Here is a 13665-nt window from a genome sequence, read left to right on the forward strand (position 1 = left end):
GTTACTCCTTCCCTGTGCCGAGACCGCAGACGTCTAGGGTGGGACGCGGCGGGGAACCCGGAAACTGGCTACATTCTGCCGCAGCCGCCCAAAATGATCAGCTGTTCGACGCGGTGTGAGTTCCGCCTGTCGGTACCGGAGCGCAGCAGACGGTAACTGAGACCACGCTACGGAGAAGGCCCCGGCTGACTTCCCGGTCGGGTGGCCTTCCGGCACTCGGGTGTCAGAGCCATTGACCTGGATGTGCCGCCCCGCCGGGCGTCGATCTGGCCAGGGCATGGGCTGCGCTGCTGGACCTCGCGTGCACAGGTTCCGCAGGGTGACTCTGCAGGCTCGCGCCCACCTGGATCGGTCTGATCCAGTCAGATCCATCGCGACTTCAACGAGCCATCTCCGTAGGACATAAGATGATGCGTCGGGGAAATCTGCTCCCCAGGTAAATGGCTGTGGTGAGACGCTACGGCAGCTTGTGGCTGCCCTCGGCGCAACGGAACGGGGCGGCTGAGAACAGTGCACATGCACAGCTTCACCGTGTGTGGATTCCGGTCCCTAAAGGACGTACGCGACATCCCGGTGAGCACGCCGACCATCCTCGCCGGCCAGAATGACGGTGGTAAGAGCGCCGTGCTCTCCGCGCTCGCGTTCCTTGTAGGCAACGAACAGTTGACCGACGACGACCGCACGTACGAGCAGGCTCCTTGTGCTGAGGCCGAGGATGCTGCATCTCTGTCGCGGTGTTCGACTACGTGGGTGGAAGGGCTGTTCGCCCTCGACTCTTGGGAGCAGGAGAAGTTCGGTCTCCCTGAGGAGCTGCGTGTACGGCGGCGGGCTGCGGTTGACGAGGCCCCTGTACTGGAGTGCTGGGCGCCACTCGCGGACGATGAGCGGCTGCGCGACACTTCCCAGCTGTCCCTTGCCGAGGTCAGGGCGCTAGCCAAGGAACTTCTTCCCGAACTGACTTCAATCAAGCGCGGAGACATCGAGCCAGCGCTGCGTAAGTACGGCATGGCCCACGCCTCCACGGCGGCGTGGGTGCCTGCCCCAAAGAGCATGGATCGCAGGCTGCCTCGGCTGATGCCGTTCGATGGGAAGACGGCCGATCCTGATGGCGCCGTCAAGACGGCACTGATGGGGCGCTTTCAGGCCCACATAGCAGACCCCACGCTGCAGGGGAGCCTGCAGTCCATCGAGGACGGAATCAAAGAGCGCCTCCAGGGCGACGCCAAATCCCTGTGCGAGCACATCCAGAGCCGCTGCGACGACCTGGCCGAGGTGTATGTTGAGCCCGAGGTCTCCTTCTCCCACAGCCTCCGAGGCACTCCGCTGCGCATTGCTCGCACCAAGGGGCAAGCTGTCGGTCTGGACCGTTCTGGCCTGGGTAGCGGGCGCCGCATCTCTCTCGCGATTTGGGAGTGGAACAGCCAGCTGCTCGCGCGTGAAGAGCTCGGCGATGTCGATCACACCTCCGAGCCTGCCTCTGCCGAGGATGCCCCACCGCCGGTGCAGACGATCGTGATCTATGACGAGCCAGACACTCACCTCGACTATGGCCACCAGCGCAAGATCATGCAGCTAATCCGGGACCAGAGTGCACTGCCTCATGTGAATGTCATCGTGGCAACCCACTCTATGAACCTGATCGATGGCGTGGACATCGCTGATGTCGTTCACTTGCGGCTGGAAGACGGGCGGACGCTGATAGAGCGGTTGGGGGCCGACGCCCACGACGAGATCGACGGCCACCTCGGGCGCATCGCAGCGGCAGTGGGCCTGCGCAACTCCGTACTCCTGCACGAACGCTGCTTCCTGGCCGTCGAGGGCGAAACTGAGCAACGAGTGGTACCCGCGTTGTTCTGGTTGTCCGAGGGCCAGTCCTTGCAGTCGGCCGGCGTTGCCCTGTGGGCGTGCTTCAACAATGAGGGGGCGCTGCATCTGGCCCGCTATCTGGTCGACCACAGTCGATCCGTGATGCTCATGGTGGACGCTGACAGTCGAACCCTGCCGAAGGGGCTCTTCAAGGACGCCCGCCTCCAACAGTTCTTCGGCAGTGCCGTCGACGACATGGTCCGCTTTGTGGGTGAACCGGATTCGTTCAACGAACTCGAAGAGCTGTTCGCAGACGACCTGTGGGCCGCAGCCGCCAATGACCTTTGGCCGAAGCACGAGGCATGGGCAGCGAGTGACTTCGCCGCGCAACGTCCCGGCAAGAAGTTCAGCAAGGAGGTGCTGAACATGCTTCGGCAGGGCAGTCCCAATGGGCCCAGCGGCAAGCCCGACATGATGTTCGGGCTGGTGAGTACGCTGACCTGCCCGGATCAGGTCCCTGCACAGTTGCGGGAGATCTTTAGTGAGGTCAGAAAGCTGGCCTCAGGTTAACAGCGCGTAGCGCCGCCCTGGCCTCGCCGATCTTGCGTAGCCGCCGTGCGAGCATGCGGTCCTTTCGCTGCTCCAATGTCGGAGGCTCCCACTTATGCCACCCCACTGGTGGCTTCCACCGCTGCGCGTGCTCCCGTGCCTCTATCCCGCACCAGCGGCAGCCGCCCGGAGCAGGAATGCGCTGGTCAACGGCATTTTGCTCGTCAGTCATGAGTCTCCCTCCCCGTAAAGAGATTCTTCCCTATGGCACTGACATCACCCCTAATTCCAGGTGGTTTATTTCACGCTAAACCGGAAGAAATGCCATGGCCACTCCTGAGCTCGGCGTCCGGTCTGATGGATGCCGCATCGCTACAGCCTGCGTGGCGTGTGGGGAGGCGTGCGTCGCTGTCGGAGCATCTTGGCTCTGTTTTGCACGTCCCTCGGCCTGCACCCATAGGAGCCCAGGACTGCCGGAGGCGCTGGCCTCCTGGTGCTGGTCCTTCCAGCTGCTCCTGGCTGGAGCCTGCCGGATCAGACCTGCGCACCCTCAATCGCGCGAGAGGTGCCTGCGGCGATTCGCGCGCGAGGCGGGGGATGGTGAGGCCTGGGACCTTTCGTCGCCGTGGAGGTCGTAGCCATGGAGCTCATCCGCTTACAGCGCGATCTGTTGGCGCTGGGCTGCGTCCAGGCGCCCGCCGTCGAAGAGATAGAGGACCTTGTCGCCCGGCTGGCCTCTGGTGCCTCGTATCCAGCCTATGACCGGCTCTCGGCTCACGTAGTGGTGGCAGACCTGTTCGGCCGTGACCTATTCGGCTTTCAGCAGGATGGCCTGGGCGCCGGCTCGGCTCCAGTTAAGTCAACGACCTTGAAGACGCAATCTGTTGGAGTGTCAGTGGTCGCTCCTATCGTGGACGGATGGCCAATGGCGTGTGGCACACCGGATATGGCATAGAGATCAATCTGTCCCTACCCGACCTCGGTCATCCGGGGCGTCCCGATCTGTTGCGGGAGATCACCTCGAGCGTCGCAGACCGTAGTCCGCACCTGCTCGAATGCCTCGCTCATCACGACGGGCGCGAATGCCTGTCGGAGACGGGCGGCAAGTCTCCGTGGATGTTCATCCGCCGAGGCCGCGTCGGAGGCCTGCGGCCACTCGTCGCCTCGCACCTGCCGATCACGCACAAGGCGACACCGGCGGAGAGTGAGCAGCACAAGGCCACGAAGGGGCGTGTCGTCGAGACCGCCTCGCGCTGCGGCCTGGGCGCCGAAGCGGAGGTGCCAACGGCAAACCGGCGGAGCATCTCCGACGCCCTCGTCACCGGCCCTGGTGGCATACGGGTCGGCTGGGAGATCCGGTACCACCACCTCAGCCCCAGCAGCGTGCACTGCCGCTCGGTCAACGCCGTGCAGCACGACATCACGCCCCTGTGGGTGGCCAGGGACCGCACAGCCTCCTTGATCGACCGCGCGCCCTGGGCCCGCGTAGACGACATGCCGTGGAAGGAGATAGCCGGAGGCAAGGAGATGGTGATCCGCGGCGGGTACCGCTATCTCCGGGTGTGGAAGTGCGTGCCCAGCAGCGACCGGCACTGCCTGCTGCCCAACGGCGCCAGTCATTGTGGCGCGGTTCACTCCGACTAGTTCGTGCCTGCGTTGTGCGAGCCGGAGAAGAAGGCGGTCCACCTCGAAGACCTCGTGCTGGAGAGTGCCATGGGGGGAGAGCGTGCCGGTGTACGTCCCCAACCGCGGCAGCGGCCGGGCTGGACGGCACATGTGGGTGCCGTCGGCTGATTGTGAGCGGTGGCGGGAGCTGATCGGTGAGAAGGAGCCTCTCTCTGATGCCCCGTGCAGGAGGGCGACGACGAGATCACCTTCGCTGAGCAGGAGCCAGTGCTGCGGCCGGACATGTCGGGCTGGCGAGGAGGGCTGGTTCGTCAGCGACGCCCGGCCCATCCGGGATCTCGGCCAGCCCACCGGCGGCTTCACCCTCCCCCGAATGCCAGCGCAGCGGTCCGGGAACCCGATGCTGATCACTGCCGTCGAACGGACCGCTGCCTCTGCCGCGCTGGGCTGCCCACCTTGGGAGCTCGGACCATGCGCCGAGTGCGGCCAGCTAATGCGCAGGTACGGGCGAGACGCTGCCATGTTCTGTGGCGTGTGCCGCGTCGTCCTCAACGGCCGCTAGCTTCGAAGCCACAGCGGAGGGCAACTGCAAATACGGAACGGTGAAGGACCCGACCGGCGATGTGGCCTGGTCCTACGTCTTGCTCTGGCGGGCGCGTGTGGGAGATGCGAGATTCAGACTCGTGAGGGGTTGGTTGCCCTCAACACGCTATCCAAATGTCGCCCGGGCGTACGGCGACGATCAGGGGGGAGCGACAATCAAGTTCGCCACCAAGCGAGAGGCCAAGCGGGCCGCCGACGAGGCGGAGATCGGCTTCCGGCGCGGCGATGTACGTGACCCGTCACTGGGCCAGGAGACGTTCGGCGAGTACGCGAGCCGCTGGTATGACGCCCAGGACCTGGCAGCGTCCACCATGTAGAACTACCGGCGCCACATCGAGGAACACTTGCTCCCCGACTTCGAGGACAAGGCCCTCGCTGGCATCCTCCGTACCGACGTCGCGCTGTGGGAGAAGAAGGAACGTGCCTCCCACGCCGCCTCCAGCGCCAAGACCTGGCGGGCCACGCTCCACCTCATCCTCGCCGACGCCGTGGACGAGGGCTCATCGACGCGAACCCTGCCGCCAAGCGCCGGGGGAGGGGCAAGCGGGCCGGCCGCTCCGCCGATCGTGAGAAGGTCGTCACGGACGCGCTCGGCGCCCTCCTGATCGCCGAGCGGGCTGCCCTGCTGTCCGGCCCGGGACGACGAGTTCGTCGCGGTGATCCTCAAGGCGTACACCGGCATGCGTTGGGGCGAAATCGTTGACCTGGAAACCGAGTTCGCCCGCCGGGGCTCGGTCCGAGTCGAGTGGCAGCTGTACGAGCTCGACTCGGGTGCGATGGTCCGCTGCCCGCCCAAGGACGACAGCTACCGCACCATCGACGCCCCCGACTGGCTCTCGGCTCTCGTGGCCGACCACGTCGCCCGTACCAAGCCCAAGCCGTGCCCGTGCCATGGCAGGACGTACGTCTTCCAAGGCCAGGGCACCGCCCGCACCGGAGGCCACCAGGGCGCGAAGCTGGTCGACGTAGCCCGCCGCGCCGGCGTCTCCACGGGCACGGTGTCCAACGTCCTGAACCACCCCGACCGCGTGCGCGAGGCCACCCGTACCCGCGTCGAACTCGCCATCGCCGAGCTGGGCTTCGTACGCGGCGGTGCGCCCTCGGAACACGCCGCCCACTGGCGCCGCAACGGATTCGCCACCTGGCTCTTCCACCCGGCGACGACGGGCTGGTACCCGAAGAAGGCGCCGCAGGAGCCCCGTCCCGTTCCGCTCCTCGGCGACCCGTTCCCGGGCATACCGGTCAGGGGTCGCAACGCCCAGGGTCGCGCCGACGCCTGCTGGACGGCTATCGCCAGGGGCCTCACCCCGCACGGCCTACGCCATTCCCACCGCACCCACATGGAGGACCTCGGCACGGAGAAGGTCCTCATGGACGAGCGCATGGGCCACATCGACGGCTCGGTCTCCGCCCGCTACGCCCACGTGACTCCAGGCATGCGCCAGCGCCTGCTCGCTGGCCTCACCCGGCAGTGGGAGGCAGCGCTCGCCGCCCGTCTGGGGAGGAGCCCTCGCTCTCCGGTGCGAGTGCTCGACGGGCTACTTCGCGCACGTGAGGCAGCCCGGTAGCTGTCCCAGGGAAGTGGAAGTCGCGACCCCTACGTCCCACCAGACGGCCCCTCAACGGCCTCCATCTGAACGAGCATCCGAGGGGCCATCGTTGGTCGTTGGCTGGCGACCACCGGCCCCTCCGAAGGTCCAGAGACGGCTCAGGCCTGCCCTGAACACGGGTTCCGGTGCTGCCGACACATGGCTCCGGGGTCCCCTTCGCTCCCAATTGGCGGCGCAGCCCAGGGCCCCTTCGGAGGTCGGCTGGATGCCACTCGTCCACGGATAGTCCACAGCGGATTTAGAAGCGGCCTGCCAGTCGGCGATGCTTGGGCATGTTGATCAATGCCAGGGTGGGATCGAACCTGACACGATAGTGGAGGACTCGGTCATCGAGGGGGCCTGAGATCATTCCGATCCAGTCATCAAAGATGAGTCGGTCAATCTCGTCACGCCCGGCTATCTCGACCGGCGCCTTGATGACCTCGGCTTCCCATACGGTGGCGATCCGCTGCGCGGTTCGAGGCTCGCAGATGATTTGGAACCCAGAACGCTTGATCTTGTTTCGCCTCACCCAGTCGCGAGGTGCGCGGCGGAATAGGGTCTGGACGGTATCAAGCAATGACAGGCGAGGGATTCCAAGTTCTGGATCGTTGAGACGATTCAGCGTGTGCAGCTTGTAGATGCTGATCCAGTCGCTCTTAGGTCTGCGATCGATCCATGTGAACGTGGTTTCTTGCTCCGCAGATAGCACCAATTGGCCTAGCTCTACTTCGGTGTCGTTGACGATAAAGGCCGACTGATTGCGATACGCATACCATACAGACCTGCCGGAATTGGAATGGTCACGGCAGGTGACGAGCATCTCGTGGGGAAGATTATTCACCAGTCGACCCTGGACTACGACTTCGAGGCTATCTGCTTCCTGGTCGGCAGCCCATCTGCGCGCTTCCGCGCCGATGAGGCCCCCCAGGTCACGGGCGGTGGCTCTTCGATATTCGATCTCAGTCAAGAACAGGCTGACTGGTGGCATGCGATCAGCCATGGCGGACTCGTACGAGGTCTGTCCCGTCCTATGCGCGAGGTTGAGGGCCCTCCGCGCAGTCTGACTGGAGCGTCGCACGAAGAAAACTGATGTTAAAGCGATTGCTGGTGAGGCGATTGGCAGGAGGTTCGCCCAGCTGAAGTCCACTTATCCTCCGATGTATGTCGTCGGATTCCCTGTTTGTTTTTCTACTGACCTCCACCCCCAGTCATGACGGCGGGCGCGCTTGTCGCGCATGGGCGGCGGAGTCTCGATGGCCAGTCGGGGACCTTAGCCAAGCCAGTCCATGGCTTGCATGGCAGCGACGACCAGATTTCTTGCATCGGGATGTGTCGGCGTCGTAAGCCGATGAGCCATCTTGTTTCGCGTGCTGAAGAGCTTGCCGAGGTCCGACCAGAGCGTGGGATCGTCGTGTTCGAGGGACCGGCCGATCACTTCTTTCGCGATCGGGCCATAGAGATCGATGGCACTGCCGTGTTTCTGTTGGAGTGACCGCAGGCTGGGTGTGGAGCCGGGCGGCCGGCAAGACTTGAGTGACTCTTTGGCGTAGGTCTCGGCCGCTACTGCGGCCAGCAGGATCGCCGTGCCTGGCTGTGGGCTGTTGGTCGACTGCGTCAGGTATCGCGCCTGCGAGAGCAGTGCTCGTGGCGGTGAGACACCGTTGCGCAGTGCGTTCGTGGCCGCATCGAGGGTGAGCACGGGTAGGCCCACGACCATGGGGTATGCGGGATTGAGCGGTTCAGGCACCGTCAGTTTGAGACCCTGAGTGACGTCCGTCGCTGTGAGTGAAAGAACCTTCGGGATATGGCCCACCATGCCCACGCTCGGCTGTTCGACCCGTAGAGCGTCAGACAGGCGTGCAGCAGCGAATCTGATGGCTGCTATCGCGGCCTTCAGCTGTGTCTGGACGACTGGCTCATCAAGGCCGGGGGTAAGCGCGAACACGGTGTGTGCAGTGAAGTACGTCGGGCTCAGCGCCACCGGCGCACTGTCGTCGCCCGACCAACCGGGGTACCCCTGGGCGGGGAGTCGGCCTTCGAACTTTGGGAATGCGAGCACGACATCGAAATCGCCCACCGTAGTCGTCAGAGGCCCAGCCGCAAGGGCGGGATCGATGTCGCACATGCGGCCGATGGTCCGCTCGCTGGACGCCTGGTAGACGGCGTCGACTCGGATCTCATTCATAGGGGAACGATGTTCCTCTGCGTTACGGATGCTCCGCAGCTGAATTTCCGAAGTAGCGGGCGAGTGCTGGGCCGGGAACGAGCCATGGCCAACGGGCGCTCTTACTGACATGCGTCTGCCTGCCCAGACTGGTGCCCAGAAACAGGGGGGAGGGCACGGGGTGGCAGCTCGTAAGAAGCGGCGACGGTCTGCCGCGCGCAAGCGCCGAGAGGCTCGGCTCAAGGCGGGAGCGACGGCCGGTCTCGCCGTGGTGGCGCTGCTCCTGCTGTTCTGGTCGGTGATCTGGCCCTACGTCGTCGGGGTCGTGGTCTTCGGCGCGATGGCCGGTGGCGGCTGGTGGCTGTGGAAGACGGACCGGCTCATCCGGGGCAACGACCGGCGGTGGCGCCATCAGAACGCGGTCATGGCGGGCCACCGGACGCTCGCAGAGGTCGATGCCATGGAAGGCCCGCAGTTCGAGGACTTCGTGGCTGACCTGTGCCGGCGGGACGGCTGCACGGACGTCCGCCGGGTCGGCCGCAGCCACGACGACGGGGCCGATGTACGAGGACGACTGCCCGATGGCCGGACCATGGTCATCCAGTGCAAGCGGTACACGCCGAAGCGGAAGATCTCCAATAGCGAGGTCCGCAACCTCCTGGGCTCCCAAGTCCACTTCGGCGCCGATGTCGCCATCTTCGTGACCACTACATACTTCAGCGGTCCCGCCGAGCGCTGCGCCGTCCAGAACGGTGTCCTCGCCGTTCACCGTGACCACCTCGGCCTCTGGAACAACGGAGCCGCACTCCCATCCCTGGGAGAGGTCAACGGCTCCGGCCAGGGAGATCGTCAACACCGAGCCCGCTGGAAGGAGACGTACGAGTAGCGGAACGGCGAGATCTTGTTGATGGGCATCCGGCGGCGTCGTCGACCTGGCTCAATGGAGGCATGGAGATCGGGGAGTGCTGGGCCTATCGGGCCAAGCCGAAGGAACTGGGCGGCGCCCTGCGCCAGGTGGAGATCGTCCGGGTGGGCGCCTCCGGCAGGTCAGGGATCCACGTGCGGTTCCTGGACGGTGATGAGGCCGGACTGCAGGAGTGGGTCAGCGCGGGCTGTCTGGTCGCGCTCTGGGCTGATGTAGACGCCTTCCGTGCGGATGACACGGCGGAGCTCGCCTTGGTCGAGGCGTCGAGGGAGGTACGGGGGAGCGCCGAGTTCGAGGCGGCCCGGATGATCCTGGGCTTCGTCCGCCCCAAGGGGCGGCTGCGTCTGCGCAAGGCGGTGGCAGACGCGGGTGTGCTGGAGCTCGGCCACATCGACGAGACGGCGCCGCTGGTCGGCATGGACCCCGCCGAGCTTCGCGGCGACGCCATGGTCCACGAGGACCGCAACGGCCTTTGTCTGGTCGGCTGGCCAGTCGCCGAGCGGATTGCACGACAGGTGGCCAAGCAGCTGGCCGAGGAGGTCCTGCCGGAGGTGGACCGGCGGCAGCAGGCCGTGGACGAGGAGCGCGCCCGGCCCTCCTGGCACTCGTACCACCGCCGGGACGACCGGAAGCTGGATGCAGAGGCGGCCGCCCTGCGCACGGTTCGGGAGTGGTGCGGGGAGGAGAAGGCCGAGCGCTACGACGAACTCGTCGCCCTACGTGCCGAGGTGCTGCGACTTGGCGAACTGGTCGAGCAGGCCGTGAAGGCGCTCCGTGACCGTGGACACGGCGTCATCGCCTCCACCATTGAGCGCGGCCTTGGGGTCCATATGTCCAGCCTTGGTCCCGACGTACGTCGCTGAAGCCGTCACGCCACCGTTCGGGCTCCGGCTTGGGCGGTGTGGGCTCCACCGGTGGCTTCACCTTCTCTGGGCGGTGTGGGTGCCAGCCGTCGAGGAACGGCCGCAACTCGTCCCCCGTCGGCTCGGCGTGGAAGTTGCGGACACCGAGACCCTTCCCGTTCAGGGTGGGGTCCAGCCTGTCGCCCTCCGCCCTGCCCCACGCTGACCACTCCCGGAGCCGCTCGGCCTCGAAGGGGTCCTGCGTCTGGGCGGCGGCCTCGTCCAGCGCGTTGCAGAAGGTCCGGATCTCCCCTGCGGCGCGCCACTGTTCAAGCGCCGTGCCGAAATGCTCGGCCCGAGCGGCGTCCACCGCCTTGATCGAAGCCACGCCGATTGCGGCCTCCCACTCCCGCTGGGCGCGTTCCTGCCGCTCGGCCTCCAGCCGGCGGTTCTCAGCTGCCTGCCGTTCCCGCTCGTCCTGCTGGCGACGCTGTTCGGCCTCCCGCTCCAGCCGGGCCCGCTCCTGCTCATCAGCCCGGGTTCTCAGCGCCCGGAGTACCGAACCGACCTGGTCCTCAAGCGGCTTCTTCTCGGTGTCGGCCCACTCCTTCTTCCAGCTGTACTGGTAGCCCTGTTGCTGGGCGAGGACCATCTCCAGTTCCCCGGACGGCTCGAACCGCTGTGCCGGCACGACCCGCTGCCAGTCGTATGTGCGGCGGCGGCCCTCAGGCCTTGGCACGTACCGGACCTGCTTCTGCCGTTCCTTGAAAGTGATCTCGTACGTCCGGCCATGGATCGTGAGCAGTGGCCTCGCCTGCCTGCGCTTCTTGGACACGGCGATCTCCCCGTGCAGGGGGAGGGCCTGCTCGGCGATGAGGCGGAGCAGGGACAACACGCGAGGAAGGACTCCCTCGGAGATCTCGAAGGCGCTGTGGTCCGCGGTCACGGCAGCGAGGACGTCGTCCACGTCGGTGATCACACGACTGCGAGCCAGGCGGATCCGGTTCCACTCCGTGTCGTCCTCGCCGGTCACCCGGAGCAGCCCCAGGAAGAAGTCGCCCTTGGTCCGTCCGCTGTACTTCAGGTGGTACCCGGCCGGCGCACACTGGCGAGCCGCGTCGAATGCCCTCCGGTAGTGGGCCCGCGTGGCCTCGTCCGGGTTGGGGACTCGGAGGAAGCGGCCGGCCTGTTGTACCTCGGTGATCAGGGCCCGCCCGATGTCGGCCGGAGAGGGCCGTGGAGTTCTAGCGACGCGTTGTGCCGGGGGCTTCTGCTCGGCAGCGGCCTTCTGCTCGGTGGCGGGGTCGGATTCCAGCTTCTTGGGTCTGGGCGTCGTCGCCGGGCGGGTCTTCCGTTGTGCCGGGTCAGGCCGGTCGGGGTGATGGCCGTGCTGGAGGTAGAAGCGCCCGACCTCGGTGATCTCTGCCTGCCATCTCCCGCCCTCCTTGGGCATGGCGATGTGGCCCCGTTCCTTCAGGGCTCGGGCTGTGAGGGCGAGTTCGGGGGTCTCCGACGTGACAGGTTCGATGCCCTCCCCGATCCGGGTCAGGAGGGCGAGCTGGCGATCGTTGAGGGGTGACCAACGGTGCATGTGATCGTCGTACCGTCGGGGCTCGTGCCGGCACAAGCCGTACGGTGAGCTTCCCCGGCGGGCGGACGCTCGGCCCGGCTCCCCGTGGGAGCCGGATTTCGAGGTCGGCTCCCCGATGGCTCCACAAGACAGGTCCGTAAACGCAGGAAGGGCCTGATCCGCGATGCGGATCAGGCCCCTGACCTGGTCTTACTCTGTCGGGGTGGCGGGATTTGAACCCACGACCTCTTCGTCCCGAACGAAGCGCGCTGCCAAGCTGCGCTACACCCCGATCGCCGCCTTGCAGGCTTGCTGCCTGGCGACATCGATTACTTTAGCGGACCGTCGGCCGGAGACGAAATCCGGTTTCGCGGGAGGTCCGGCCCGGGCGGAGGTCCGGAGCGGTACGCCGCCACCAGGTCCCCCACCATCGCGGCCACGATCGGGGCGCGGAACGCGACGGCGGCGAGGACGCCGGGTGCGGCGCGATTCAGGCCTTGGGGGTGAGTGTCAACAAGGTGGCCTCGGGCGGGCAGGCGAAGCGCACGGGCGTGAACTTGTTGGTTCCGCAGCCCGCCGAGACGTGCAGGTAGGCGCGATTCCCGCCGGTCTCGTGAGTGGACAGGCCCTTCACCCGCTTCGTGTCGAGGTCACAGTTGGTGACCAGCGCCCCGTAGAAGGGGACGCACAACTGCCCGCCGTGCGTGTGACCGGCCAGGATCAGCGGGTAGCCGTCGGCCGTGAAGGACTCCAGGGTGCGCAGGTACGGGGCGTGCACCACGGCCATCGAGAAGTCCGCGTCCGCCTCCGGTCCGCCCGCGACCATCTCGTACCTGTCCCGCTTGATGTGCGGGTCGTCGAGTCCGGTGAAGGCGAGTTCCAGGCCGTCCAGCTTCAGCCGGGCCCGCGTGTTGGTGAGGTTCTGCCAACCCGCGGCGTCGAAGGCGTCCCGCAACTCCTCCCACGGGTTGTGGACGGCGCCGACGACCGGCTTGTTGCCGTTCAGTCCGTGCCGGCCCTGGAGTTTCTCGATCAGGTAGAGCCCGGGGTTGCGCAGTCGGGGCCCGTAGTAGTCGTTCGACCCGAAGACGTACACGCCGGGGAAGTCCATCAGCGGGCCGAGCGCGTCCAGCACCTCGGGGATGCCCTCCGTGTCGGAGAGGTTGTCGCCGGTGTTCACGACGAAGTCGGGGCGCAGCCCGGCCAGGGACTGCAACCAGGCGCGCTTCTTGCGCTGCCCGCCGACCATGTGGATGTCCGACACCTGTAGGACGCGCAGGGGGCGCATCCCGCGGGGCAGGACGGGGACGGTCACCCGACGCAGGCGGAACGACCTCGCCTCGAAGCCGGCGGCATAGGCCACACCCGCGGCCCCCACGGCCGCGACCGCGGCCGTGACCTTCAGTGGTACTCCGTAACGCGCGTGCATGCCCCCATCGTCGCACCCTCGACGGCTCCCGAGGAAAACCGGCGGGCGCCGACGCCCCCACACCTGGCAGACTCGTGTGCATGACCACCCTCAAGGCCAAGCTCCAGGAAGACCTCACCGCAGCCATCAGGGCGCGCGACGAACTCGCGTCGTCCACGCTGCGCCTGACCCTCTCCGCCATCACCAACGCGGAGGTCGCGGGCAAGGAAGCACGCGTGCTCTCCGACGACGAGGTCCTCAAGGTGATCGCCAAGGAGGCGAAGAAGCGCCGTGAGGCCGCGGAGGCGTTCGCCGCAGGCGGCCGTGCCGAGTCGGCCGCGCGGGAGACGCTGGAGGGCGAGTTCCTCGACAAGTACCTGCCCAAGCAGCTCTCCGACGACGAGCTGACCGCGATCGTGTCGCAGGCGGTCGAGGAGGCCAAGGCGGCGGGCGCCGAGGGGCCGCGGGCCATGGGCGCGGTCATGAAGATCGTGAACCCGAAGGTCGCGGGCCTGGCGGAGGGCGGCCGCGTCGCCGCCACCGTGAAGAAGCTCCTCTCCTAGTACACGGACGACCGGTA

The 13665-nt window shown here is 66.5% G+C and carries 11 protein-coding genes, 1 tRNA gene and 1 pseudogene; 7 read left to right on the top strand and 6 right to left on the bottom strand.

The genetic code is table 11. The annotated features are described in order from the left end of the window. Positions 1-510: 510 nt before the first annotated feature. Positions 511-2376 (top strand): ATP-dependent endonuclease, encoded by a 1866-nt coding sequence (locus ACFYW3_RS25955; RefSeq protein ID WP_389387482.1) that lies wholly within the window; start codon positions 511-513, stop codon positions 2374-2376. Positions 2377-3010: 634 nt separating this feature from the next. Here ACFYW3_RS25955 and ACFYW3_RS25960 read toward each other — a convergent pair. Continuing rightward, positions 3011-3133, bottom strand: a complete 123-nt coding sequence (locus tag ACFYW3_RS25960; RefSeq protein WP_389387483.1) for a hypothetical protein — start codon at positions 3131-3133, stop codon at positions 3011-3013. A 140-nt stretch (positions 3134-3273) separates the two neighbouring features. Between ACFYW3_RS25960 and ACFYW3_RS25965 the strand changes: the two genes are divergently transcribed. The 3 genes and pseudogenes from ACFYW3_RS25965 (at position 3274) to ACFYW3_RS25975 (ending at position 6152) form a co-directional block, all read left to right on the top strand. Beyond that, complete coding sequence (locus ACFYW3_RS25965) at positions 3274-3999, top strand: hypothetical protein (RefSeq protein ID WP_389387484.1); 726 nt, start codon at positions 3274-3276, stop codon at positions 3997-3999. Positions 4000-4676: 677 nt separating this feature from the next. Beyond that, positions 4677-4901, top strand: a complete 225-nt coding sequence (locus ACFYW3_RS25970) for a hypothetical protein (protein ID WP_389387485.1) — start codon at positions 4677-4679, stop codon at positions 4899-4901. A 15-nt stretch (positions 4902-4916) separates the two neighbouring features. After that, positions 4917-6152 (top strand): annotated as a pseudogene (locus tag ACFYW3_RS25975) (LacI family DNA-binding transcriptional regulator). 280 nt (positions 6153-6432) lie between these two features. Here the strand turns inward: ACFYW3_RS25975 and ACFYW3_RS25980 are convergent. After that, on the bottom strand, positions 6433-7176 hold the full coding sequence (locus ACFYW3_RS25980; RefSeq protein WP_389387486.1) for a hypothetical protein: 744 nt from the start codon (positions 7174-7176) through the stop codon (positions 6433-6435). 270 nt (positions 7177-7446) lie between these two features. Next, positions 7447-8361: a hypothetical protein gene (locus ACFYW3_RS25985; protein ID WP_389387487.1), complete on the bottom strand. Its 915-nt coding sequence runs from the start codon at positions 8359-8361 to the stop codon at positions 7447-7449. A 160-nt stretch (positions 8362-8521) separates the two neighbouring features. On the opposite strand from ACFYW3_RS25985, the gene ACFYW3_RS25990 reads away from it, so the two are divergent. Both ACFYW3_RS25990 and ACFYW3_RS25995 read left to right on the top strand, forming a co-directional pair. Beyond that, entirely contained in the window at positions 8522-9226 is a 705-nt protein-coding gene (locus ACFYW3_RS25990; protein ID WP_389387488.1) for a restriction endonuclease, read from the top strand. Between the two features lie 62 nt (positions 9227-9288). Further along, positions 9289-10128 carry a PE-PGRS family protein gene (locus tag ACFYW3_RS25995; RefSeq protein WP_389387489.1) on the top strand — a complete coding sequence of 280 codons (840 nt, stop codon included), beginning with the start codon at positions 9289-9291 and terminating at the stop codon, positions 10126-10128. Here the strand turns inward: ACFYW3_RS25995 and ACFYW3_RS26000 are convergent. From ACFYW3_RS26000 to ACFYW3_RS26010, 3 genes are all read right to left on the bottom strand, one after another. Continuing rightward, positions 10058-11698: a PE-PGRS family protein gene (locus tag ACFYW3_RS26000; protein ID WP_389387490.1), complete on the bottom strand. Its 1641-nt coding sequence runs from the start codon at positions 11696-11698 to the stop codon at positions 10058-10060. The two genes, ACFYW3_RS25995 and ACFYW3_RS26000, sit on opposite strands and share 71 nt — an antisense overlap. A gap of 197 nt (positions 11699-11895) precedes the next feature. After that, positions 11896-11969: transfer RNA gene (locus ACFYW3_RS26005), tRNA-Pro, on the bottom strand. 198 nt (positions 11970-12167) lie between these two features. Next, a complete protein-coding gene (locus ACFYW3_RS26010) occupies positions 12168-13106 on the bottom strand; it encodes a metallophosphoesterase (protein WP_351749490.1) in 939 nt (312 codons plus the stop codon). Between the two features lie 80 nt (positions 13107-13186). On the opposite strand from ACFYW3_RS26010, the gene ACFYW3_RS26015 reads away from it, so the two are divergent. Continuing rightward, the gene (locus tag ACFYW3_RS26015; RefSeq protein ID WP_053676913.1) at positions 13187-13648 is read left to right on the top strand and encodes a GatB/YqeY domain-containing protein; all 462 of its coding nucleotides are present in this window, start codon (positions 13187-13189) and stop codon (positions 13646-13648) included. Positions 13649-13665 lie beyond the last annotated feature (17 nt).

This window comes from Streptomyces sp. NPDC002602 (assembly GCF_042889445.1).
Lineage (GTDB): Bacteria > Actinomycetota > Actinomycetes > Streptomycetales > Streptomycetaceae > Streptomyces.

Coding starts and splice junctions, on each gene's coding strand:
- ACFYW3_RS26015 (WP_053676913.1), top strand. CDS start 13,187: ATGACCACCCTCAAGGCCAAGCTCCAGGAAGACCTCACCGCAGCCATC.
- ACFYW3_RS26010 (WP_351749490.1), bottom strand. CDS start 13,106: ATGCACGCGCGTTACGGAGTACCACTGAAGGTCACGGCCGCGGTCGCG.
- ACFYW3_RS26000 (WP_389387490.1), bottom strand. CDS start 11,698: ATGCACCGTTGGTCACCCCTCAACGATCGCCAGCTCGCCCTCCTGACC.
- ACFYW3_RS25980 (WP_389387486.1), bottom strand. CDS start 7,176: ATGGCTGATCGCATGCCACCAGTCAGCCTGTTCTTGACTGAGATCGAA.
- ACFYW3_RS25965 (WP_389387484.1), top strand. CDS start 3,274: ATGGCCAATGGCGTGTGGCACACCGGATATGGCATAGAGATCAATCTG.
- ACFYW3_RS25985 (WP_389387487.1), bottom strand. CDS start 8,361: ATGAATGAGATCCGAGTCGACGCCGTCTACCAGGCGTCCAGCGAGCGG.
- ACFYW3_RS25995 (WP_389387489.1), top strand. CDS start 9,289: ATGGAGATCGGGGAGTGCTGGGCCTATCGGGCCAAGCCGAAGGAACTG.